Source organism: Roseibium album (assembly GCF_965233825.1).
Taxonomy (GTDB): domain Bacteria; phylum Pseudomonadota; class Alphaproteobacteria; order Rhizobiales; family Stappiaceae; genus Roseibium; species Roseibium album.
Genome location: NZ_OZ247583.1, coordinates 4881859 through 4903772, shown reverse-complemented (window position 1 = coordinate 4903772; position 21914 = coordinate 4881859). Strand labels below are relative to the sequence as shown.

General features: G+C 56.0%; 22 protein-coding genes. 13 read left to right on the top strand and 9 right to left on the bottom strand.

Going from position 1 to position 21914, the window contains the following annotated elements; genetic code table 11:
- Positions 1 to 100: 100 nt before the first annotated feature.
- The 7 genes from ACO6TI_RS22325 to ACO6TI_RS22295 all read left to right on the top strand — a co-directional run bounded on the left by ACO6TI_RS22325 (position 101) and on the right by ACO6TI_RS22295 (position 5266).
- On the top strand, positions 101 to 1093 hold the full coding sequence (locus ACO6TI_RS22325; protein ID WP_422383406.1) for an NADPH:quinone reductase: 993 nt from the start codon (positions 101 to 103) through the stop codon (positions 1091 to 1093).
- Positions 1094 to 1229: 136 nt separating this feature from the next.
- The gene (bktB, locus tag ACO6TI_RS22320; RefSeq protein WP_422383405.1) at positions 1230 to 2414 is read left to right on the top strand and encodes a beta-ketothiolase BktB; all 1185 of its coding nucleotides are present in this window, start codon (positions 1230 to 1232) and stop codon (positions 2412 to 2414) included.
- A gap of 74 nt (positions 2415 to 2488) precedes the next feature.
- A complete protein-coding gene (locus tag ACO6TI_RS22315; protein WP_422383404.1) occupies positions 2489 to 3031 on the top strand; it encodes a tetratricopeptide repeat protein in 543 nt (180 codons plus the stop codon).
- A gap of 142 nt (positions 3032 to 3173) precedes the next feature.
- Positions 3174 to 3617: a DUF4399 domain-containing protein gene (locus ACO6TI_RS22310; protein WP_055115762.1), complete on the top strand. Its 444-nt coding sequence runs from the start codon at positions 3174 to 3176 to the stop codon at positions 3615 to 3617.
- Positions 3618 to 3668: 51 nt separating this feature from the next.
- Positions 3669 to 4184, top strand: coding sequence for an RNA polymerase sigma factor (locus tag ACO6TI_RS22305; RefSeq protein WP_422383403.1), 516 nt, complete (start codon positions 3669 to 3671; stop codon positions 4182 to 4184).
- Positions 4184 to 4927, top strand: a complete 744-nt coding sequence (locus tag ACO6TI_RS22300; RefSeq protein ID WP_197000644.1) for a hypothetical protein — start codon at positions 4184 to 4186, stop codon at positions 4925 to 4927. Before ACO6TI_RS22305 ends, ACO6TI_RS22300 begins: the two co-directional genes overlap by 1 nt.
- A 15-nt stretch (positions 4928 to 4942) precedes the next feature.
- Positions 4943 to 5266 carry a 4-hydroxythreonine-4-phosphate dehydrogenase PdxA gene (locus tag ACO6TI_RS22295; RefSeq protein WP_409859795.1) on the top strand — a complete coding sequence of 108 codons (324 nt, stop codon included), beginning with the start codon at positions 4943 to 4945 and terminating at the stop codon, positions 5264 to 5266.
- A gap of 58 nt (positions 5267 to 5324) precedes the next feature.
- Here ACO6TI_RS22295 and ACO6TI_RS22290 read toward each other — a convergent pair whose 3' ends face one another.
- The 8 genes from ACO6TI_RS22290 to ACO6TI_RS22255 all read right to left on the bottom strand — a co-directional run bounded on the left by ACO6TI_RS22290 (position 5325) and on the right by ACO6TI_RS22255 (position 14178).
- Complete coding sequence (locus ACO6TI_RS22290) at positions 5325 to 6089, bottom strand: DUF1028 domain-containing protein (RefSeq protein ID WP_422383402.1); 765 nt, start codon at positions 6087 to 6089, stop codon at positions 5325 to 5327.
- Between the two features lie 16 nt (positions 6090 to 6105).
- Positions 6106 to 7893, bottom strand: a complete 1788-nt coding sequence (locus ACO6TI_RS22285) for a gamma-glutamyltransferase family protein (protein ID WP_422383401.1) — start codon at positions 7891 to 7893, stop codon at positions 6106 to 6108.
- Between the two features lie 35 nt (positions 7894 to 7928).
- Positions 7929 to 8810 carry an ABC transporter permease gene (locus ACO6TI_RS22280; protein WP_282047458.1) on the bottom strand — a complete coding sequence of 294 codons (882 nt, stop codon included), beginning with the start codon at positions 8808 to 8810 and terminating at the stop codon, positions 7929 to 7931.
- Entirely contained in the window at positions 8807 to 9754 is a 948-nt protein-coding gene (locus tag ACO6TI_RS22275; RefSeq protein ID WP_104703998.1) for an ABC transporter permease, read from the bottom strand. Before ACO6TI_RS22275 ends, ACO6TI_RS22280 begins: the two co-directional genes overlap by 4 nt.
- Positions 9755 to 9815: 61 nt before the next feature.
- The gene (locus ACO6TI_RS22270; protein ID WP_422383400.1) at positions 9816 to 11321 is read right to left on the bottom strand and encodes an ABC transporter substrate-binding protein; all 1506 of its coding nucleotides are present in this window, start codon (positions 11319 to 11321) and stop codon (positions 9816 to 9818) included.
- Complete coding sequence (locus ACO6TI_RS22265; protein ID WP_281931906.1) at positions 11314 to 12453, bottom strand: ABC transporter ATP-binding protein; 1140 nt, start codon at positions 12451 to 12453, stop codon at positions 11314 to 11316. Before ACO6TI_RS22265 ends, ACO6TI_RS22270 begins: the two co-directional genes overlap by 8 nt.
- On the bottom strand, positions 12450 to 13475 hold the full coding sequence (locus ACO6TI_RS22260) for an ABC transporter ATP-binding protein (protein ID WP_209004725.1): 1026 nt from the start codon (positions 13473 to 13475) through the stop codon (positions 12450 to 12452). Before ACO6TI_RS22260 ends, ACO6TI_RS22265 begins: the two co-directional genes overlap by 4 nt.
- Positions 13468 to 14178 carry a FadR/GntR family transcriptional regulator gene (locus ACO6TI_RS22255; protein WP_055115746.1) on the bottom strand — a complete coding sequence of 237 codons (711 nt, stop codon included), beginning with the start codon at positions 14176 to 14178 and terminating at the stop codon, positions 13468 to 13470. The genes ACO6TI_RS22260 and ACO6TI_RS22255 overlap by 8 nt, the downstream gene beginning before the upstream one ends.
- A 459-nt stretch (positions 14179 to 14637) precedes the next feature.
- Between ACO6TI_RS22255 and ACO6TI_RS22250 the strand changes: the two genes are divergently transcribed.
- From ACO6TI_RS22250 to ACO6TI_RS22225, 6 genes are read left to right on the top strand one after another with little or no spacing between them, the layout of a single operon-like run.
- Positions 14638 to 16206 carry an ABC transporter substrate-binding protein gene (locus tag ACO6TI_RS22250; RefSeq protein ID WP_422383399.1) on the top strand — a complete coding sequence of 523 codons (1569 nt, stop codon included), beginning with the start codon at positions 14638 to 14640 and terminating at the stop codon, positions 16204 to 16206.
- A complete protein-coding gene (locus ACO6TI_RS22245) occupies positions 16196 to 16999 on the top strand; it encodes a dipeptide/oligopeptide/nickel ABC transporter ATP-binding protein (protein WP_422383398.1) in 804 nt (267 codons plus the stop codon). The genes ACO6TI_RS22250 and ACO6TI_RS22245 overlap by 11 nt, the downstream gene beginning before the upstream one ends.
- A 9-nt stretch (positions 17000 to 17008) precedes the next feature.
- Entirely contained in the window at positions 17009 to 17815 is an 807-nt protein-coding gene (locus ACO6TI_RS22240) for a dipeptide/oligopeptide/nickel ABC transporter ATP-binding protein (RefSeq protein WP_350184215.1), read from the top strand.
- A complete protein-coding gene (locus tag ACO6TI_RS22235; RefSeq protein WP_422383397.1) occupies positions 17809 to 18816 on the top strand; it encodes an ABC transporter permease in 1008 nt (335 codons plus the stop codon). The genes ACO6TI_RS22240 and ACO6TI_RS22235 overlap by 7 nt, the downstream gene beginning before the upstream one ends.
- Positions 18813 to 19694 carry an ABC transporter permease gene (locus ACO6TI_RS22230; protein ID WP_422383396.1) on the top strand — a complete coding sequence of 294 codons (882 nt, stop codon included), beginning with the start codon at positions 18813 to 18815 and terminating at the stop codon, positions 19692 to 19694. The genes ACO6TI_RS22235 and ACO6TI_RS22230 overlap by 4 nt, the downstream gene beginning before the upstream one ends.
- Positions 19695 to 19699: 5 nt before the next feature.
- On the top strand, positions 19700 to 20587 hold the full coding sequence (locus ACO6TI_RS22225) for an EamA family transporter (protein WP_197000652.1): 888 nt from the start codon (positions 19700 to 19702) through the stop codon (positions 20585 to 20587).
- A gap of 282 nt (positions 20588 to 20869) precedes the next feature.
- On the opposite strand, the gene ACO6TI_RS22220 is transcribed toward ACO6TI_RS22225, so the two are convergent.
- Positions 20870 to 21868 carry an aldo/keto reductase gene (locus ACO6TI_RS22220; protein WP_422383395.1) on the bottom strand — a complete coding sequence of 333 codons (999 nt, stop codon included), beginning with the start codon at positions 21866 to 21868 and terminating at the stop codon, positions 20870 to 20872.
- Between the last annotated feature and the right edge of the window lie 46 nt (positions 21869 to 21914).

The window sequence follows — 21914 nt, the reverse complement described above, 5'->3', positions numbered from 1 at the left end:
ATATTTGCCAGTTTTGCGCAATCGAACAGGCTGTCGCAAATCAGCACTTGGCAGTTTGCATGAATCGACCGACAAATCTGGAAAAACCGGGAGCAAATACATGCGAGCCATTACATATGACCGTTTCGGTGATGCCACCGAGGTATTGCAGCTGGAGGCGCTTCCGATTCCCGAGGCTGCTGATGGCGAAGTGCTTGTCCGCTTGCATGCGTCGGGGGCCAACCCGTCCGATGTTCGTGCTCGCGCAGGCGGCCGCCCGGGTGTAACCAAGCCTCCTTTCCCGAAGATCACGCCCCATAGCGATGGCTCGGGCGTGATCGAGGCCGTTGGTGTCGGCGTTCCCGAAAGCCGGATCGGGGAACGGGTCTGGATCTGGAATGGTCAATGGCAGCGGGCTTTTGGCACGGCTGCCGACTACATCGCGCTTCCGGCAGATCAGGCTGTGGCGCTGCCAGACCATGTTTCCTTCGAAGAAGGTGCCGTCCTCGGTATTCCGGGGATAACAGCCTGCCACGCGGTTCTCGGAGGCGGGACGGTTGCCGGTCGGAAGGTACTTGTGAGTGGCGGAGCAGGGACAGTCGGGCGACTTGCCATTCAGGTTGCGGTTGCTTCGGGAGCACAGGTACTTTCAACGGCGCGAGGCGAAAAGGGAATACAGGCGGCAAGAGATGCCGGTGCAGAAGCGGTTTTCGATTATTCCGCCGAGAACCTGTCTGACCAGATCCTGGAAGTCACCGAAGGTCGCCCGATTGACCGTATCGTTGAAGTTGAATTCGGCAAAAACATCGAGATGAACACAAAGATCATTGCCGAGAGAGGAACCATTGCCGCAATCGGTTCGGCGAAAGACATGACACCCGTGCTGCCCTTCTATCCGTTGATGTTCAAGGCTGTGACCATCGATCTGGTCCTTGTCTATATTTTGTCAGAGGCAGAGCGCGCGGCAGCTATCGGGAACCTTGCGGAGCTACTGGACCGCAAGGTGCTCGATTTCCAGATATCGCACGTTCTTCCGCTGGAAGACTGCGCAAGGGCGCATGAGATCATTGCATCAGGGAACAGGTCGGGTTCCGTCATTCTCAAAACCTCATGACCAGAGGTTCCGTCAGTGACCTTTTGGCGGAATTGTTTCGTTGTTCTGTTCGCGGCATGCTGCACAATGAAGAAACTCCCCGAACCGGAATGGCTCAAGTTCAATTGAACCGACCGCGACGCAAAGGATTAGACCGATGAAAGAGATTGTGATTGCAAGTGCTGCGCGTACCGCTGTCGGTAGTTTCGGTGGGGCGTTGAAGGATACGCCGCCCTGTGAACTTGCAACCACAGTTGCCAAGGCGGCCATCGAACGGGCCGGCATTCAGGCGGAGCAGGTCGATCAGGCCTTTTTCGGCAATGTGATCCATACCGAACCGCGTGACATGTATCTTTCCAGAGTAGCCTCGCGTCAGGCCGGAGTACCTGATCATGCACCAGCCCTTACGATGAATCGACTGTGCGGCAGCGGCTTGCAGGCTGTCGTTTCGGCTGTCCAGGCCATTTCGATGAAAGATGGTGAAGTGGCTTTGGTGGGAGGCGCCGAAAACATGAGCAGGGCAGGCTACCAGCTGCCAGGTGGCCGTTGGGGACAGCGTATGGGCGACGCACAGGTTGTCGACATGATGACCGGCGCCCTGCACGATCCGTTCGGGATCGGGCACATGGGGGTTACAGCGGAGAATGTGGCAGACAGATACGAGATATCCCGTCAACGGCAGGACGAATTCGCCGTTGAGAGCCATCGTCGTGCCAGCGAAGCCATTCGTGAAGGGCGCTTCAAGGATCAGATCGTGCCGCTGAGTGTCGGACGGCGGGGCAAGGAAAAGGTTTTTGATACCGATGAACATGTCCGCCATGAAGCCACGGTTGCCGATATGTCCGGATTGCGGGCGGTTTTCAAGAAAGACGGCATGGTTACAGCGGGGAATGCCTCGGGTCTCAATGACGGCGCTGCCGCCATCATTATGCTGAGTGCAGAAAAAGCGGAAGAGCTTGGTGTCAGGCCGCTCGCACGGATTAGGTCCTATGGGGTGGCAGGTGTAGATCCGGCCGTGATGGGGATTGGTCCGGTTCCGGCAATGCAGATCGCGATGAAACGCGCCGGCATCGGTGCCGACGACCTGGATGTCGTGGAGAGCAACGAAGCCTTTGCCGCGCAGGCCTGTGCGGTCAATGATCTGCTTGGCCTGTCGGATGCGAAAGTGAACCCCAATGGTGGCGCTGTTGCGCTTGGTCATCCAATCGGTGCAACGGGAGCAATCCTGATGACGAAGCTTGTGCATGAACTCGTCAGAACAGAAAAACAACTGGGTGCGGCAACCATGTGTATCGGCGGCGGGCAGGGCATCGCCGTCATTGTCGAGAATGTCGCCGGCTGAGTTGTCTCGGGCCGTTGTCACTGCCTTGTCGTCGCATCGGCCCAGAAGCAAATTGGAAACGGGAGACGTGAGCGATGAGGTTCGCACTTGCAGCCCTGTTTTTGGCGCTGACGACGGTTTCGGTCCTTGCAGTGGATCCCGAAGATGAGGGATCAACGCCTCCGGAACCGACACCGACCTCGACGAAGTGTCCCGATGGCGAAGCCTGGGATGGTGCCACTGGTCGCTGCATTGATCTCGACGCCCGGATATTCACCGACAGGGATCGCTATCTTGCTGCACGAGAACTGGCCTATGCAGGCACGCTGACTGGAGCGGGTCGCGCTTTGGACGCGATCTCGGATCAGTCGAGCTCCCGTGTTCTTACTTATCGCGGGTTCATTGCGCGCAAATCCGGAGACTGGCCCCAAGCCGAGGCTTACTATGCGTTGGCGCTTTCGGCCGATCCGGACAATGTGCTGGCGCGCGCCTATCTTGGAATGGGGCTTGCCGAAATGGGTGAGCTTGACGCGGCGGGCAAACAACTCCGGGAGATCCGCAACCGTGGCGGTCGCGAGACCTGGCCCGAGCGCGCGCTGATCATGTCTATCCGTTCGCGCGGTGTTGCATCATATTGAACTTGATGAACCGATTTGTTCGACAACGTGATCGTGCCACTGAAAACGTGAAAGAGGCGGGCGGAAAATAAATTTGAGTTCCAGTGAATAATATCGATTTCCAGGTGTCTACAGGGCATCGAGTTTAAAGCGGGAGAATGAAATGAAATTTGTTATTGCACCAATTGTCGCTGCGATGAGCATGATCGGGGCGCAGGCATACGCGGGTGAAACGCCTTCCAACCCGGAAGCCAAAGTCTATTTTGTAAATCTTGAAGACGGAGACTCAGTCAGCGGTCCGGTGAAAGTGGTTTTCGGCCTGAACGGTATGGGAGTTGCCCCGGCTGGAACCGAAAAAGACAATACCGGCCATCACCATCTACTTCTGAACCGCCCTCCGATCGGTCAGGGAGAAGACGGCGCGGATGAGTTCATCTACAATCTTCCGGCAGATGAGAACCACATCCACTATGGCGGTGGCCAGACCGAAACGATGCTCGAACTGGCTCCCGGTACCCATACACTGCAGCTGGTACTCGGGGACCTCAATCACGTTCCACATGATCCGCCCATCTACTCTGACGTGATAACAATCACGGTAGAGTAATCCCATGCAATTTCCGGCGGCGTTTCTGCCGCCGGCGTGCTGGAAGATCACATGAAACCTCGCTCCGTCAGGGACTTGCTGCCGCGTTCTTTGCCCTCCATATGGCGATTTGCGCTCAGCTTGACGGGTGATGTTGAGATGACCAACGATCTGGTGCAATCGACCTGCCTGCGCGCAGTCGAGAAAGCTGATCAATTTCGCTCGTCAGGAAGTTTTGAGGGCTGGTGCCTGCAGATTTGCCGCTCGATCTGGCTGAATGAATTGCGTAGCCGGGCAAGTCGGCAAGACAAGGCATTCGCAATCCTTGATGTCGATCAGATCCCGGATCTGGCCCCCGGGATAGAACACAACCTTTATGCCAAGGAAATCATTTCCAGGGTCATGACGTTGCCTGATGCGCAACGAAGCGTGGTTGAGCTGGTTTTCGTCCAACAATTCACATATTCGGAGGCCGCGGTCATTCTCGACATCCCTATCGGCACCGTTATGAGCCGGCTGCACGCATCGCGAAAAGCGCTCAAGGAATTTGCCGGGGTGACGAAGCGTGAAAAGAGAAAGGAGCAGTAGTGACTTATTCGGATCAGGAACTTCTGGCCTTTCTGAACGGCGACCTCGATGGCAAACGGGCTGCCGAAATCGAACAGACCATGCGTGTGGACCGGGACCTGGAAAGCCGGGTCATGGCGCTGGACCCGGTTGCATCACCGGTTCGAGAGGCGATGATCGCTCTGCCAGGCAGGCACATTCTAAAGGACCTTGAAAAATCAGCATTCGTTTCAGATGTATCAGCCGGCAAAAGCCGGCAATGGCTGAAACTGGCGGCTGCCCTGGTACTTGGAACTGTTATGGGTGGCAGCGCCATGTGGATCGGGAGGCCCGCTTCCGAAGATTGGCGAGGGCGCGTTGCGCAATATCAGTCACTTTATGTCGCCGATACAGTCCGGCTGACGACCGCCACGTCCGACGTTTTGAAACGGCAAATCGATGCAGCCAGTGTACGCCTGGGACGCCCGCTGGAAATATCGTCGCTGGAGGCCCCGGAAGCACTCAGATTGGCGAGGGTTCAGGTTCTCGGTCTTGACGATGCTCCGTTGATACAAATTGTCTACCAGGATGGGAACGGCACTCCATTTGCGCTTTGTGTCACCACTGCAAAGCAACCAGCTGAAGGCGACAAAACCAGTTCCGAAATGCTTCACGGACTGGCGACGACCGCATGGCAGGACGGGTCTTACCGGTTTATTTTTGTCGGCGGCAATGATCTTTCAATGACCGGGCAGGTCGCCGCGCAACTCAAGGCGCTTTTGTAAAGCCGAGGCGTCGTGATGTTCCTGGTTGGTTCTGGCACGCTGTGGCTCAAGGTCGGAGATGGACAATACGATCCGGTCGTCACGATGTATCATGATCAGGGGCAAGTCGCGATCAAGCTGCTCGGTTTTGATCGGGGCGTTTCCGTACTGGCCGGATTGCCTCTTCGGGTCACGACGCCGGCACACGGGACTGCATTTGATATTCCGGGGAAAGCCATCACAAATGTTCTTCCCACCAAGAATGCGTTCACCATGTGTCCGAACATGGCAAGCAACCGCGGTGCAACTGATGGTGTCGCAACGAATGTTTCGGAGCTCGAAGAGCGGACAGTGTCGTAGCGCAGGTCTGCGTTCAAGTGTTCCGCTTCAGGACTCTCACGCACCGTCGGATTGGATCTCAGCCTCCGGAGACTGGAGCAGCTGTCGCAAAAGAGGCGCTGGCTATCCCCTGCGTGTTTCGTTCTGCCTCAAGCCGGGCAATCTTGCGATCGATTTCAGTGCGATCAAGCAGGCCGTGAATGTTATTGCGGCTCGGCATCAACTCGGCGAAGTGCAGGTAGCGTTCCTGCGCGACGGCGTGCAATCGACGTAGCTCGGCCAGCGGGTCTCCATGATCGTCAGCACGTATATCAAGCCAGGGATGGTCATCATCATGAACAATCTTCAGGGCTGCTGATTGCCGCCCGCGTTTGTCTCCCCCCGCAGTCTCGGCTGCTTCCATGGCAGTCATTAATCTTTGTTCGAGCGGCAAGGCAATGTTTGCCTGATAGGTTTCCATCGCAGCCTCAACCACTTGTGGTCCGGCGAGCATGTTTCCTGCCACGGTGACACCTTCCTCGACAAGATGTCCGCACCAGCTGACACATTTTTCGCCGGTAAAGGCTGCCGTGCGGCCTTTGGAGTCAATCAGATGGATCTGGCGGGAATGAGCTCCCTGGTCGCGACCAACGACGGTATCGAAGACCTCTTGCGCCGACTTTCCAGAACGAAGCATGATCAACCCTTCCGTTCCGTAGATCGGGCTGACGAGTGCCTGTGTGGCAATTGCCCCGACACGGCCAGCAAGGTGTGGAACGACGGCCCCTGCGGCAAAAAACCGGCTGGCGACAGCGACCCCGTAATGTCCTGTCCCGTTGTCTTGGGCGACAATCGAAAATGTCATATCGCGTCCCTTTTTCTTATCGCCCGGCTGCGTAGGCCTGCATCAGGCGCGGGGTTGCGCCTGCGCGCAGGAGGCCACCAGGGTCACGTGCCGCCGCAGTCAGCCGACCGATCGTCCAGGCATCGGCAACTTCCACCGAATGACCCTGTTTCCTGAGGCTAGCAAGCGTGTCTGCGCCAAAACTCTCCTCCGCCATGATATGGCCCGGTTGTCGCTGACGCGGATGGAACGATGCCGGAAAGTGGGTGGTGTGAAACAGAGGCATGTCGAGGGCTGCCTGAAGGTTCCCTTCGTGATGCACGAGCCGCAGGAAGAGGGCCAGTTGCCACTGATCCTGCTGGTCGCCACCCGGAGTGCCGAAGGCAAGTGCGGTACCGTCCTCGTGAAACGCAATGCTTGGTGTGAGCGTCGTGCGTGGACGCTTGCCGGGGGCGAGGGATCCTGGCAATCCATCCTGAAGCCAGTACATCTGGGCGCGGGAGTTCAGTGCAAAACCGAGACCTGGAATGATCGGGGATGACTGCAACCAGCCACCGGACGGTGTTGCGGATACGATGTTACCCCAGCGGTCAATCACGTCGATATGGACGGTGTCGCCCCGCTTCTCGGACAGATGAGCCATCGTCGGTTCGTAAACACCGGATTCGGAAATCCCGGCTCCATTGATGACTTCCAGTGTGCGTTGGACCTGGGTCTCGAAGCCTGGAATCGTGCCTGGAAGCAAATCGGCAGATGCAATTTCGGAGATCAGGGATCGCCGTGCTGCGTTGTAGTCATCCGACAAAAGAACGTTTAGCGGAACATCACAGAAATCGGGATCGCCGTAGTAGACTTCCCGGTCCGCAAAGGCAAGTTTCATGGCTTCGGTCACAAGATGAACGAATTCCGGTCCGGACGGGTCGAGGGATTCAAGGTCGAAACCGCGCAAGAGGGAAAGAGACTGAAGCAGCACCGGTCCCTGGCCCCACGGCCCCGTTTTCAAAACCGTCCAGCCTTTGTAACTGGCGCTGACCGGATCTTCGTAGGTCGCTGAATATCCGGAAAGATCATCCGTTGAAAGTACGGCCTTGTGGCGGGCTCCGGAACCGTCCATGACTTCTGCAGTCTTCAGGTAGTTGCCGATCTCCTCGGCAATGAAGCCACGATAGAAGCAATCGCGAGCCGCATCGATTTGTCGTTCGCGCACGGACTGGGTTTCAGCTTCCTGCAGAAGCCTTGACCAGGTCTCCGCGAGAACGGGGTTCTTGAAAATCGAATCCGCTTTCGGCACAGCGCCACCGGGCACCCAGGTCTGATACGACGTTGGCCACTCGGTTTCGAAGAAGTCCTTCAGTCCCGTGATTGTCGCGCTGACCCTCGGTAGCAGAGGATGTCCTTGGTTTGCGTAATGAATTGCCGGTTCCAGCACAGTTCTCAATGGCAGAGTTCCATGGTCTCTCAGGAGCAGCATCCAGCCGTCAAAAGCACCAGGAATGACAGTCGCAAGCAGGCCATTGCCCGGAATAAGATCCAGGTTCTCTGACCTGTAGTGGCCAATCGTCGCCGCGGCCGGGGCAGGCCCCTGTGCGCATAGGACCTTGGTTTCATTCTGGCTTGCATTGTGCAGCAGGATGGGGAGATCGCCGCCAGGCCCATTCAGATGTGGTTCTACAACCTGAAGAACCAGGCCTGTGGCAACAGCGGCATCGAACGCATTGCCGCCGAGTTCCAGCATGCGCATTCCCACTGCGGTGGCAATCCAGTGTGTCGACGTGACGACACCGAAGGTGCCTTTGATCTCGGGTCTGGTGGTAAAAGCTGTCATATGGAAATCCGGGTTTGAGCGTTTCCTGATTGTTTTTATGTTTCTCGGGGATCGAGCGCGTCGCGCAGCCCGTCTCCCAGAAGGTTGAAGCCGAGGACCACCAGAAAGATTGCAATGCCTGGCCACATTGCCATCCAGGGAGCCTGAGTCATGAAATTCTTGGCGACATTCAGCATTGATCCCCAGCTGGGTGCTGGAGGTTGCTGGCCGAGTCCGAGAAACGACAGACTTGCTTCTGCAATAATTGCCGTTGCGATTGTCAGGGTCGCCTGAACGAGAATTGGCGCAAACACATTCGGCAGAATGTAGCGCACCAGTATGATCGGGGTCGGAAGACCGATCGCATGTGCGCCCTCGACATAGTCTTCCGTTTTGACTGCCAGAACTTCGCCGCGGGTCAGTCGAATGAAAATCGGCATTGCCGAAAGACCGATCGCAATCATCGCATTGGTCAGGCTCGGACCCAGGAACGCGGCAAGCGCGATCGCCAGGATCAGGAACGGTGTCGCCAGAAGTGCATCTGTCGCACGCGATATGATCTGGTCAATCCAGCCGCCGAAATAGCCTGAAATCAATCCGAACGGAACACCGACCGAAACGGCGATCAAAACTGAAACCACACCGGCAAGCAGTGACGCCTGTGCGCCCCAGATCATCCTGGAGAGTATGTCGCGGCCGAGTTCGTCGGTGCCAAGCCAGTGGGCTGCGGAGGGGGCATTGCGAATGGCACCCCAACTGGTCGCCGTAGGGTCGGCAATCGGCAACAGGGGAGCGAGAGCGGCAATCGAGATGAAAAACACGACGAGCAGAAAGCCGACAAAGGCACTCTTGTTGGCCTTGAGTTTGTTCCAGGCCCGGTTTCCAGACCGTGGCTGCTCTTCGGAACCGGCAGCAGGGATATCGACAGCGACGCTCACAATGCGGTCCTCATGCGTGGATTCAGGAAGAAATACAGGACGTCGGCGATAAGATTCATGAGGATGAAGCCAACGGCAGTGCACATGACGACACCCTGGACCACCGCGTAGTCCCGCGTGAAAACCGCGTCGACGATGAGTTTTCCGAAGCCGGGTATTGTGAAAATCTGCTCGGTAAGGACTGCACCCGCGAGCAGTTCGCCAAACAAAAGGGCGCTCAGGGTCACGATGGGAAGCAGCGCGTTACGGAAGGCATGTTTCAGGACAACGACGCGTTCCCGCAGTCCTTTTGCCCTGGCCGTGCGGACATAGTCTGCGCGCAGGATTCCGAGCATTGCCGAACGCGTGTGGCGCATCAGTGTTGCAGCCAGCGCAGTGCCGAGGACAAAGGCCGGCATGATCATGGTCTCAAGGGATCGGACCGGATCGACGAAAGGAGATTCATAACCGGATGCCGGAAGCCAGCCGAGATTGACCGAAACAAGCATGATCAGCATGATGCCCAGCCAGAAGTTCGGTATCGACAGGCCGGAAAGCGCAATGATGTTTGCGGCATAGTCGACCGCGGTACCTTTCCGGACTGCGGATACAATGCCCGCGGGTATGCCGATGATCATCGCGATGAACATAGCCATTACAGCCAACTGGATTGTCACCGGCAACTTGTCTGCGATGAGTTCCAGAACAGGTTGGTTGGTTCGCAGCGAAATTCCGAAGTCTCCCTGCAACATGGCGCTGATCCAATAAAAATACTGCGTCAGGATCGGCTCATTGAGATGATACTTTTCCCGGATAAACGCCAATGTCTCCGGGTCGCGCTCTTCTCCCGCCAGAACCAGTGCCGGATCTCCCGGAAGAAGTTTCTGCAGGAAAAAGACGAACACCGAGACCAGAACAATGGTCGGAATGGCTATTGCCAGTCGTCTTGCGATGAAAGACAGCATTTTTGGGTTCCGCCGGTGACCGGGACCCGGCGAAAATGCCGGGTCCCTTGAATTTCTGGTCTTACTTGAACTTCACGTTCTCCAGACGGATCATGCCATCCGGATAGGGGGTGAAGCCTTCCAGCTTGTCCGAAAGTGCCCAAATCCAGGTGACGTGGTAGAGATAGATGAGCGGCATGTCCGCATTCAGGATGTCACGCGCCGCGTCATATTTCTCCTTGCGGATTTCCAGGTCCGTGGATGTTCTGGCCGCGTCCAGAAGGTCGTCTATTTCCGGATTGCAATATTTGCTGTCATTGATACCGCCCTCGCAGGTCACGAACTGATGGATGTTGCCATCCGGGTCTACGCGTCCCGACCATCCGATCTGGCTTGCCTGGTAATCGCCCGCTGACTGGTCCGACAGAAGGCTGGCGAATTCCATCGACTTCAGTTTGACATTGAAACCGGCTTCCGCGGCCATCGCCTGAACAACCTGCATGAGCTGTGTTTGAACCGGGTTGTTTGCGACCTGCACTTCAACATCAAGGCTGTCATGACCGGCTTCTTTCAAGAGAGCCTTTGCCTTCTCGACATCTCTGGACGGAACCGGATGGTCCTTGTCGTACCAGGGACTTGTCGGGGGGAAGGGCTGGTTGCCAGGTGCGAATGCACCTTCAAAAACGACCTGGTTGATTGCGTCGCGGTCAAGAGCGAGGCTGAATGCTTCCCGAATTCTTGCGTCCTGACCGACAGGATTGTTGGCGCGGTCACCATTGCCGACATTTACCGTAATGCCCTGATAGCCGAGGCTGACTGCCTCTTCGTATTGCAGAGAATCATCACCTTTCACTGAAGTCGCATCCGTTGCCGCGAGACGCTCGAGCATATCAAGATCGCCGGAGCGCAGATTTGCGAGGCGGACGGTCGTGTCCGGAATCGGCAGGAAGGTGACCTTTTCGAAATTGATGGCGTCCGCATTCCAATAGTCGCCAAACTTCTCGAGCACGATCCTGTCTTGCGCGATCCTTTCCGCGAATTTGAATGGACCGGAGCATATGGGATTTGCACCGAAATCCACACCGGCCGCGGCGGCGGCTGTTGGCGACAGCATCATGCCGGATCGGTCGGCAAATTGTGCCAGAAGGGTCGCGTCGGGCCCTTTGAGCTTGAACTGCACCTGGTGCGGACCAGTGACTTCAACGGACTGGATGGTTTTGACTTCACTCTTGCGCCGACTTTCCGGCAGGTTCTGGGAGCGGTCGATATTGGCCTTGACTGCTTCCGCATCAAACGGCGTGCCGTCGTGAAACGTGACGTCTTCGCGCAGATCCATCGTCAGCGTCAGGCCGTCGTCTGACCATGACCAGCCGGTGGCCAGTTGAGGAACGATTTCGAGATCGGGCGTGATGTCGACCAACTTGTCGCACAAGGACGCATAAACGATACGGCCAACAAATGTCCGCGACTGATCCGGATCAAGAACGTCAGGATCTTCCTGCAGGCCGATGCGAAGGTCAGCTGCCATGGCAGGAGCGATTACCGTCGAGGCACTGAGGAGCAGTGCTGCTAGGAGAGATTTACGCATTTTTGTCTTTCCTCTGGGTGGTGGTGACAACGGGGGAGGAGGATGGGCCATTTGACATTTTTTTCCGGCTCCACTCCCGGTAAAGGGAAAATCGTTTCGCAGTGGCCACACTTCGAGGCGGCTCTTTTTTTTGTCGGGTCTGGTCTTCGGTGACCTTCCGCCAGTGATGACAAGCCACCTGTCGCGTTCCGTCGGCGGTTTCCAGCGTGGGGCGGTCAATTCCGCACCGTTCGTCAGCTTGTCTGCATCGCGTGTGGAAGCGGCATCCTGACGGAGGGTTCAGCGGCGAGGGGATATCTCCCGGAAGGTCGGCATGCATCGAACGCATGCCGGGGGCGGGCACGGGAATCGCGCGCATCAGGGCCTGGGTGTAAGGATGCCGGGGAGCACCATAGACGGTCTCCGTGTCGCCGATTTCGACGACTTCGCCGAGATACATGACCGCAACCCGATCACTCATGTGACGGATGACGGCAAGGTCGTGAGCAATCAGGATCAGCGTCAGGTTGAATTCGGACTTCAGGTCCTCAAGCAAGTTGATGACCTGTGCCTGAACGGAAACATCGAGTGCGGAGACGGGCTCGTCGGCAACGATCACACTTGGATCGCTAGCCAGAGCGCGGGCGATGCCGATGCGCTGCCGCTGACCGCCCGAAAACTCGTGCGGGTATCGGTCTGCCATGCTGGAACGAAGGCCAACCCTTTGCAGCAGGCCGGCAACCTTCTGCCGCCGTGTGGTCTTGTTGTCCTGCGTGTGGACAGTCAGCGGTTCTTCAACGATTGCACCGACCGTCATTCTCGGATTGAGCGACGAAAACGGATCCTGAAAGACAAATTGCAAATCCTTGCGCAGGCGGCGCATGTCGCGTGCTGGAAGATGCGCAATGTCATTCCCTTCGTATAGAACCTGACCTTTCGTCGGTTCAAGGAGACGGACAAGAGTTCGGGCAAGCGTGGATTTTCCGCAACCGCTTTCACCCACGATTGCAAGCGTTTCACCGCGTCTGACAGCCAGGTCTACGCCATCGACGGCTCTGACAAATGTTCTTTGCTGGAACAGGCCGCCGCCTCGCGTGAACGTGCGTCCGAGCCCACGCGCTTCCAAAATGGTGTCCTGAGCAAAGTGCTTCATAACGCTTCCGCCAAATGGTTTTCGAGCGGTGCGAGGTGACAGGCCGCCAGGTGCCTGTCCGACACTGCCGACAGTGCAGGAGCTTGCGCCTCACAGGTTACTGTCGTGAACGGGCAGCGAGGTGCGAAGCGGCAACCGGAGGGCATCCTGTCTATTGTCGGAACCATCCCGGCGATTGTTGTCAGGCGGCTTTGCCGCTCGCCAAGGGAGGGAAGGGAGCTCATCAGGCCGATGGTGTAGGGATGCTGCGGGTCATCAAAAATGGCCTGAACCGGTCCTTGCTCAACAATTTTCCCGGCATACATCACCGCCACCTGGTCGGCGATTTCGGCAACAACGCCAAGGTCATGCGTGATCATGATCAGGGCGGTTCCGGTTTCCTGCTGAAGCGTTCTCATTAGATCAAGAATCTGCGCCTGGATGGTCACGTCGAGCGCGGTTGTCGGTTCGTCGGCGATCAGCAGGTCAGGGTCATTGGCAAGTGCCATGGCGATCATCACCCGCTGCCGCATTCCGCCTGAAAGCTGATGCGGATAGTCGTCGAGCCTTTCAGATGCGGCAGGTATTTTCACCCGTTCCAGCATTTCCAGCGCTCGGCGGCGCGCATCTGCCGGACTGACCGCCCTGTGACGGAGCACGCCTTCGGCGATCTGGTCTCCGATACGAAAGGAAGGGTTCAGCGACGTCATGGGCTCCTGGAAAATCATCGCCATGCGATCACCACGCAAATCCGCACGGGTTTTTGCAGGCAAGGACAGCAAGTCCTTCTGATCGAACGAGATGCGCCCGCTTGCGATCTCCGCCGGGGGCATCGGCAAGAGACCCATCAGTGCGAGCGCGGAGATGGATTTGCCGCATCCGCTCTCTCCAACGATGCACAGTGTCTCCCCGCGGTCGACACCAAATGAAATGCCGTCAACCGTGTTTGCAGTCGCGTTCTTGAAGCGGATTGCAAGATTTTCGACCGTCAGCAGGCGCGATCCGGCGGTGACATCCGATTGCATTTCAAGGCTCTCAACCATTGTCGGCAGTTTCCGATGTCTGAAAAAGCAGCCGTTCCTGGAGAGTCAGGAGATGCTGACGCATCAGGCGTTCGGCAGAGACAGGATCGTGACGTTCGATGGCGTCCACAATGTCGGTATGCTGTGCCTTGTATTGCGTGACCGTTTCGCGGGTCCGCAAGGCTTCGCGCACATGACGCCAGCTTTCGTTCTGCCGCATGCGGTCGACAACGTCGAAGAGTGCCAGGAACAGGGCGTTGCCGGCGGCCTTTGCAATTGCCCGGTGGAGGGCACCGTCCCACAATTCTCGGCCGTCCATGTCGTGCGCTTCACCGACCTTGTCCGCGATGTGACGCATCTGGACAATGTCCTGCGAGGTTGCGCGGATAGCGGCCAGTTGCGCCAGGGCTGGTTCCAGGCGAAGGCGCACTTCCATGACTTCGAGCATATTGCTCATTTCCGGCAGTTTACTGAGTTGATGATCACCTTCGCTCGGTTTGGAGCCGATAAACGTGCCGGCACCCTGCCGTCGCCAGATGAACCCTTCGGTTTCAAGCACTTCCAGCGCCCGTCGAACGGCCCGGCGTCCGACACCAATTTGCTCGGAAAGGTCCCGCTCCGTCGGCAACTGGCGCACGCCGTCCAATGCCAGTTGATCGACGAGAATACGCAGACGTTCCAGTGCCAGGCTGGAGTTGCGCTGCGTTGGACGATCTTCTGTCATGGCGGAATCTTTTATGGAACCAATTTGAATTGGTTACATCATTTGTTCCTTTTCAGATTTTTGCAACTCCTTGGAATGCAAAAAGTGGAGAGGCGTCGGAAAATTTCCGGTTTTGTAAAATTAAGTCGCTGTAAGATAATACATTTTTAATTATCAAAAACGTTCCTGCAAGTCGGTTTGCCGCAGCTCCAAAACATGACTCTTTGCCTTCCAAGGGCTCGCATTGAGAAAATTGGTCTCTAAACCAGGCATATATTTGTCCTGAGAACGTGCATGGTCACCCAACGACCGGTCGGTTTACGAATTTACTCAGGGGGGCGGACTTTTCTTTTGAATTTTGAGGCGGTTGGTGGCCAGGGATTTGGTTGACGGGTGAAGATTGTATTTGAAATGTTATAAAATTACGTCTAGGCATTGCTGTGCCAGTTATTCATGTTTTCAAGTGTTCTGGAGACCGCCTTGCCAAACAAGAAAATCAAATCTGTCTTCACCGTTTCGTTGAGCCTTGTTGCTCTGGCGGCGATGGCGTTTGTCATTCCCGATAATCGTGCGCAAGCCGCTGATAAAACAATGCGTATTGCTGTACCATTCGGACCCAAGTCAAGTGTACCTGATCCCCGAGCAAGGCAAAATGGGTGGCTCAGCAACCGTGCCGGCGTCTCCGAAACGTTGATCAGCCTTGGTTATGACATGGCATTGCAGCCTCGGCTTGCCGAGAGCTTTTCAAATGTGTCTCCGACCGAGTGGAAGCTGACACTTCGACCTAATGTCAAATTTCACGACGGCTCGATAATGACGGCTGAGGATGTGAGGGCCTCGTTCGAAAAGCTGGATCAGGAGGGCCATCCGGCACACAATCCGCGCCTGTCGAAATTGCTTGGACTGGACGCTATCACAGTTGAGGACCCTCACACGCTGGTGTTCAAGACAAAAACTCCAAATTCCGCATTTCTATGGTCGTTGACCGAACCATCGGCCGCAGTCATGAGAGAGGGCACTGACGACCTGCCGCTTATTGGCACCGGTCCATTTGTTTTTGTCACTGCCGAAACCGACAAGACCTATCGGACACGAAAGTTTGCAGACTATTGGGGTGGGGATCCAAAGCTCGACGCGATCGTCATGGACGCACTTTCAGACTCATCCGTTGCAGCTCTCGCATTGCAAGCCGGAGACGTCGATCTGGTTACCAACTATCCCGAGCCGGATTTTGCGGAATTGAAAAACAAGGGCGAAGGACAACTGTTTTCCAATCCAACCACGAGGCTTTTCTTTTTTCAGGTCCGGACCGCCGATGGGCCGCTTGCCAATGAAACGTTGCGCACGGCGATATCCCTTGGTCTGGATCGGGATACCATTGTTGCCGCTTCCTTGAATGGGGTGGGTGGAGAAGTCGCCAACGGCATTTTCCCGACCTCAATGGAATCCTGGGTAAATTCCGGTCTGTCCCTGAAGTACGATCCCGAACAAGCCAAAGCGGTTTTGGATCAGGCCGGCATCAAGGATACCAATGGCGATGGCAATCGTGAGCTTGAAGGTGTCGAGGTTTTACTCAAGATTCGCTCATACGAAGGTCGTGCGGCCCTGCGGCCCACGCTGGAAATCACCCAGGCGATGTTGCAGCAGATCGGTATCAGGTCGGAGATTTCCATGGCCGAATATGATGCCAATAACGAGGCGTTGAAAGCTGGCGAAATCCAGATGCACCTTCAGGCTTGGGGCACGGCACCACTCGGTGACCCAAATTATTTCCCGAGCACACTTGTTGAATCGGGCGTCGGGTATAATTTTTCCGGTTACTCAAATCCTGAACTTGACGACCTTCTGGTGAAGGGCCGTGAAAGTTTCGACGATGAAGTGCGCAAGGATTACTATGATCGCATCCAGGAAATCATAAACACGGATCTGCCGCTGATTCCGGTTTTTCACAAAACTCAGGTTTCTGTCGGAAATGGCAAAGTGGACGGCTACCGGATCCATCCGGCTGAAACCTATCTTGTAACACCGGACCTGACGCTTGCGGACTGACAACAAAGCGCTGCTAAAAGTAGAAAACCTGTCGGCGCGTATCGACCGGCAGGTGGTGCTCGACAATCTGAGTTTTGAAGTCGACCAGGGTGAATGCGTCGCGGTTGTTGGTGGTTCAGGAGCGGGTAAATCAACTCTCCTGAGATGCATGATGGGTCTGACGCGCCCGGCGATCCCCTATCGCGGTTCCTTGTGGTTCGGCGGCACGGAACGTTGTTTTACATCGAAAAAGCAGCACGCCAGGCCAGAAGGTATTGCTTTTGTCCCGCAAAATCCGGACCACGGATTTGATCCCCTCAAGCGTCTGAACTGGCAATGGCGCCAGGCTGCGCGAATCGTCACCGGAAGTTCCGCGTTCAACGCTTCGCAACAGGCCCTGATGGATAGCCTTGGCCTTCGTTCCTTTGGTAGCAGCTTTCCTCACCAGTGGAGCAGAGGCATGCAACAACGGCTGTTGTTGGGAATTGCACTGCTTGGTAAACCGCGGTTGTTGATCCTTGATGAGCCCACATCCGCGCTTGACTCGTTGATTGCAGCCCAGGTCATGCGCACGGTGATGACTTACGCTCAAGAGCAAGATATTGCACTGCTGATCGTAACGCATGACCTGGCTCTTGCAGCGCGCTATGCGACGCGAACCGCGATTATGACAGCCGGGCAAATCGTGGAATTTGGCGAAACTTCAAAACTGCTGGACGAGCCGAACACGGCTTATGGGAAATTGCTTGTGAGTCATCGCAACTGGGAGGTTGCCGTGAGTCATGGAGATACCGTTTCCGCGGCTGCGGAATGACCTGATATCATGTTGCGTGTTGAAAATCTTGGTGTCCGCATTCACGGCGAGACAATATTGGACGCGATTTCCTTCTGTGTGCAACAGGGACAAACTCTTTGCATCGCCGGTGAGAGCGGTTCGGGGAAAAGCAGCTTGTTGCGTGCTCTGAACGGACTTTTGCCGGCGGAATTTGGAAGCCTGGCATTTCACCCCACAATTGGCGAGCCGACCGAACTTGAAGGACGATGGCGCGGTGTTCGCGGTTTGCCAGGTAGCCGGTGGGTCATGCAGGATCCGATTGCCGCTTTAAATCCGAAGTTGCCACTTGGAGTTTCCATCGGAGAGAGTGTCTTTTCAAAGAACCTTTCTGCGGCAGAGCTGAATGATGCGGTTTCAGACGCACTTTCCGAGGTCGAACTTCTTCCAGAGCTTGCAGTCCGTCGCCCTTCTGAAGTCTCCATGGGGCAGGCGCAACGTGCCTGTCTTGCCCGTGCGCTGGTTGCCCGGCCAGACCTCATTTTTTTCGACGAGCCGCTCAGTGCACTCGATGCAATCGTTCAAAAGCAGGTGGCGGCCACGATGCGGCGTATTCAAATGCGTTATGGAACAACATTTATCATCGTGACCCATGATCTCGGATTTGCGGCGACTTATGCCGATCATGTGCTTGTCTTGCGAAATGGCAAGATAGAGGCCAACCAAAGCGCCGGAAATTTCTTCAGGTCCCCGGAAAGCCGATATTGCGAAGAATTGATTCTGGCTGCCAGGGAGCTGGGTGGACTACCAGAGGTCGTTCCAGCAAAACAAGGACCCGGGGAAGCTCGATCATGTTGACATCGAGCCTCCGTGTTGCAACTTTCCTTTTTGCACTCTTCCGCCGACTTCTGAGCCTTTTCTGCGTCCTGTTCGGCGTTAGTCTCATTACGTTTGCAATGACTTACTTTGCACCGGGTGACAAAGCCGCAGCAATTGCCCATGCCCGCTACCCGGATGTGCAGGCTTTTCCGCCAGAAATTCTGGAAGGAATTCGGGAGGAATTCTCGTTGAACGAGCCGTTTTTCGTTCAGTTCTTCCTTTGGTTGTTCCGTTTCGTCCAGGGTGACTTCGGCAATTCCTTCGCCTCCAACACGCCGGTTTGGGACATATTTGTCGGCAATGTCACCGAGACGCTCTCGCTGACAACGACTGCGCTGCTTATTGGGCTGCTTGCCGCATTCGCACTCAGTTCAGTTGCTGTCTGGAGACCGGGCAGCCATTTCGACCGGGCCGCGGTCGCCCTGGCGTCAATTGGTGCGGCCATGCCGAATTATTGGCTCGGTCTGCTTCTGATCCTTTTGTTCGCAGCTCATTTGAACTGGCTTCCAGCCTATGGCACGGGTTCACCCCAGCATCTGGTGCTGCCTGCGATCACACTGGCGTTCTGGATCACCGCATCGCAGACCAGGCTCTTGCGTGCATTCTTTTTGGAAGCAAAGTCGGCGCCTTTTGTGGAAACATTGAGATTGCGCGGTGTGAGCGAAAGTGAAATTTTCTGGCGCCATATCCTTCGTCATGCGGCCATTCCCGCGCTCACCATGATTGGTCTGGACATTGCCAGCCTCCTTGAAGGGACCGTCATCGTCGAGTTGACTTTCGCACGTGGAGGTATCGGTTCGCTCCTGGCCGGCTCCGTGCTCTCCCGGGACTATCCCATGATCCTTTTTCTGGTGATGTTCTCTGCGCTTGTCTACGTCTTCATCAATTCCCTGATTGAGCTGTTACAGGATGCGCTGGATCCAAGGATTTCGTTTCTCAAGCCACCAAAACACGATCGATCATATGAGGCCGGGTCATGACATTTCAAATCCAGGCCGGGTTTTCCGAAGAAACCGATCTGCAAAAAACCAAACACGGCAAGGACCTGAACCGGTTCGTGTTCCGGCTTGGGGTGATGGTTCTTTGCGTGCTGGCAGTCGCGACCACCGGCTTCCTGTTATCGCCCTATGCTCCAAATTCGCCCGATTTTCTGAATCGACTTTCTCCGCCCTCGCAGGCTCATTGGCTTGGCACCGACCAGCTTGGCCGCGATATTGCGACAAGACTGCTTTACGGAGGCATTTGGTCCCTCGGGCTGGCATTTTTGATTACGTTTGTTGGCGCCGTCATGGGGACAATGATCGGCCTTGTGGCGGGCCATTTCGGACGGGCGGCCGACGTTGTGCTGATGCGTATGACGGACAGCTTTTTTGCTTTTCCGGAATTGATCGCTGCGGTGACCATCGCAGGAGTTTTGGGTCCGAGCACGGCCAATATGGTGTTAGCCCTCATTCTGGTCGGCTGGATGAAATTTGCACGGCTTGTTCGAAGCCTCAGCATTGACCTGGTGCATCGTGATTTCGTGGTGCAGGCTCGCCTGAATGGTTTGCCATCCACGCTCATCCTGTGGCGTCACATACTACCGAATATCGGACCCAGCCTGTTGGTGCTATGGACCAACACCTGGTCCAGAAGCATTCTGTCCATATCCGGCTTGAGCTTTCTGGGGTTCGGAGTGCAGCCCCCGAATGCGGAATGGGGTGCCATGCTGCTCGATGGCAAGGCCTATATGCAAACGGCTCCTTATCTCATGATTTTCCCAGGCGCGGCCATTCTTTTGTGCGTTCTTGCCATCAATCTGGCGGGCGATCGGTTGCGCGACTTTCTGGGCGGAAATTCAGTCGGGACGGGCAAATAACGATCATGGATCTCAAGGGAATCGGTCTACGGATTGGCGCAACGGCATTCTTTACGCTGATGGTCCTTTTCATCAAATGGCTGTCCGACACGGTCCCTGTTGGACAAGTAGTCTTTTTCAGAAGCGCCTTTGCTCTGATTCCGCTGGTTTTGTTCCTGGTTTGGACACGAGATTTTCCTTCCGGCCTCAAAACGAACCGGCCTGGAAGTCATGTGATCCGTTGCGTCCTGGGCTGCCTTGCCATGTTTGCAAGTTTTGCCAGCCTGAAGTACCTGCCGTTGTCTCATGCTTCCATCATCGGCTATCTGGCACCGGTTCTGGCTGTTGTTCTGGCGGCAATCCTGCTTGGCGAAACCGTCAACGGCGCCCGCTGGTTTGGTGTCCTCTTCGGATTTGCCGGCGTGCTCGTTCTGGTGCTTCCAACGATCGCCGAGGCAAATGTTGACACATCATATTTTCTTGGTGTCGGTCTGGCGTTGGCAATGGCAATTCTGACCGCAGGCGCAAAGGTTCAAATCCGAAGTCTGGCGCTGACGGAAAATGCCGGTGCCATTGCGTTTTACTTTGCACTCACGTGCACGGTTGCTGGCCTTGCCACACTGCCGTTCGGCTGGACGCTGCCCGACTGGAATCAGCTTGGCCTGTTGGTATGCACGGGAATTGCCGGCGGTATTGCGCACATCCTGATGACGCTGAGCTACCAGTATAGCGAAGTCTCCAAGTTGGCCGCCTTTGAATACCTGTCTCTCGTTTTTGCTGTGATCGCAGATGTGCTGTTTTTCGATATTCTGCCAAAGCCAGCGTTTTATGCCGCTGCGGCCTGCATCGTCCTGGCAACACTGGTTGTAGCGCTCAAGGACGGCCATCACAAAGGCCAAACGGCTTTTCGCTAAAGGTTCCGGCGGAACACGGCAGTACTGCTGGCAGCGAGGCATGCTCTCCAGCTGACCTCGTGTTGATCGCCAGGTTCGGCTGGTGGCGCATCGAACTCGATTTTCTGCAGGACAACAGGACTGGATTGTCTGCATAACAAGTGTTTGAGACACCGAAAACTTGATTTCCGAAAATTCAGAGCTGACATCTGAACGACCTGCGATCGATCGCACGCTGCGATCTCGCGCCGGTCATTCATGTGTGCGGTATTTTGCGATCAACTGTTCGTCGTTGAATTTCCATCAACAATATCGTTCAGGTCCGATCCATTGCTCTGCCGAATAACGATCCCCGTGGGCCCAGCCAACGGGCAGCACAGCCTCGATACGGTCCAGATCCGTTTTCGTGAGGTTCAGCGTTGCCCCCGCGATGCATTCGTGCAAGTGTTCTACAGACCGGGTGCCGGGAATCGGGATCACATGAGGTCCGCGCGACAGCAACCAGGCATTCGCCAGTCCCGCCGCCGAAGTTCCCATCTCTGCCGCGAGTTTTCGGAAGCCTTCTGAAATGCGCAGGTTTTCAGACAGGTTCGGCTCGGTGAAGCGCGGGTTGCCGGCGAGGAACGGCAGGTCCCTTATCCGGTCGCGCGAGATCGGGTTGTCCGTCAGCAGCGAGCGACCAACAGGCGAGAAAGCAACCATGGCGACGCCAAGTTCCGCGCAGGTTTGAACCAGTCCAAGATCGGGAAATCGCGTGGCGAGTGAATATTCCGACTGAACGGCGGCGACTGGAAAGGCGTTCATCGCCCGGCGCAAGGTCGAGGGCGCAATTTCGGACAGCCCGATCGCGCGAGCCTTGCCCTTTTCAACCAGACGACCAAGATTTGCCGCCGTTTCTTCCGGTGTAAAGCGTGGGTCACGGCGATGCGCGTAAAACAGGTCCACACAGTCCAGACCGAGCCGTTGCAACGACTTGTCCAGTTCGGACTCAAGATGCTCTGCTGAATTGTCATAAAAGCGATTGCCGTCCGGGTCGCGGGTTATGGTGGCCTTTGTTGCGATCACAAACTCTTCACGCGCACCCGGATTGGCCTTCAGATAGGTTCCGATAGCGTTTTCCGATTTTCCCATGCCATAGACATTGGCTGTATCCAGGTGCGTGACACCCTGATCACGGCAGGTATCGAGAATTGCGTGGCTCTCTGCCTCGTTCGTGGGACCATACATGTCGGAAAAGGACATTCCACCGTAACCGATCGCCCCGATTTCAGGCCCGTTTTTCCCTAATTTGCGTTTTTCCATTTTTTGCCCTCTACCCGTTGGGGAACCTGAATAATTCTGTCTTGGC

Coding starts and splice junctions, on each gene's coding strand:
- ACO6TI_RS22255 (WP_055115746.1), bottom strand. CDS start 14,178: ATGACAGAAGATCGTCCAACGCAGCGCAACTCCAGCCTGGCACTGGAA.
- ACO6TI_RS22275 (WP_104703998.1), bottom strand. CDS start 9,754: ATGCTGTCTTTCATCGCAAGACGACTGGCAATAGCCATTCCGACCATT.
- ACO6TI_RS22220 (WP_422383395.1), bottom strand. CDS start 21,868: ATGGAAAAACGCAAATTAGGGAAAAACGGGCCTGAAATCGGGGCGATC.
- ACO6TI_RS22265 (WP_281931906.1), bottom strand. CDS start 12,453: ATGAAGCACTTTGCTCAGGACACCATTTTGGAAGCGCGTGGGCTCGGA.
- ACO6TI_RS22260 (WP_209004725.1), bottom strand. CDS start 13,475: ATGGTTGAGAGCCTTGAAATGCAATCGGATGTCACCGCCGGATCGCGC.
- ACO6TI_RS22315 (WP_422383404.1), top strand. CDS start 2,489: ATGAGGTTCGCACTTGCAGCCCTGTTTTTGGCGCTGACGACGGTTTCG.
- ACO6TI_RS22230 (WP_422383396.1), top strand. CDS start 18,813: ATGACATTTCAAATCCAGGCCGGGTTTTCCGAAGAAACCGATCTGCAA.
- ACO6TI_RS22285 (WP_422383401.1), bottom strand. CDS start 7,893: ATGACAGCTTTTACCACCAGACCCGAGATCAAAGGCACCTTCGGTGTC.
- ACO6TI_RS22240 (WP_350184215.1), top strand. CDS start 17,009: ATGTTGCGTGTTGAAAATCTTGGTGTCCGCATTCACGGCGAGACAATA.
- ACO6TI_RS22270 (WP_422383400.1), bottom strand. CDS start 11,321: ATGCGTAAATCTCTCCTAGCAGCACTGCTCCTCAGTGCCTCGACGGTA.
- ACO6TI_RS22310 (WP_055115762.1), top strand. CDS start 3,174: ATGAAATTTGTTATTGCACCAATTGTCGCTGCGATGAGCATGATCGGG.
- ACO6TI_RS22235 (WP_422383397.1), top strand. CDS start 17,809: ATGTTGACATCGAGCCTCCGTGTTGCAACTTTCCTTTTTGCACTCTTC.
- ACO6TI_RS22225 (WP_197000652.1), top strand. CDS start 19,700: ATGGATCTCAAGGGAATCGGTCTACGGATTGGCGCAACGGCATTCTTT.
- ACO6TI_RS22295 (WP_409859795.1), top strand. CDS start 4,943: ATGTTCCTGGTTGGTTCTGGCACGCTGTGGCTCAAGGTCGGAGATGGA.
- bktB (WP_422383405.1), top strand. CDS start 1,230: ATGAAAGAGATTGTGATTGCAAGTGCTGCGCGTACCGCTGTCGGTAGT.
- ACO6TI_RS22305 (WP_422383403.1), top strand. CDS start 3,669: ATGAAACCTCGCTCCGTCAGGGACTTGCTGCCGCGTTCTTTGCCCTCC.
- ACO6TI_RS22290 (WP_422383402.1), bottom strand. CDS start 6,089: ATGACATTTTCGATTGTCGCCCAAGACAACGGGACAGGACATTACGGG.
- ACO6TI_RS22325 (WP_422383406.1), top strand. CDS start 101: ATGCGAGCCATTACATATGACCGTTTCGGTGATGCCACCGAGGTATTG.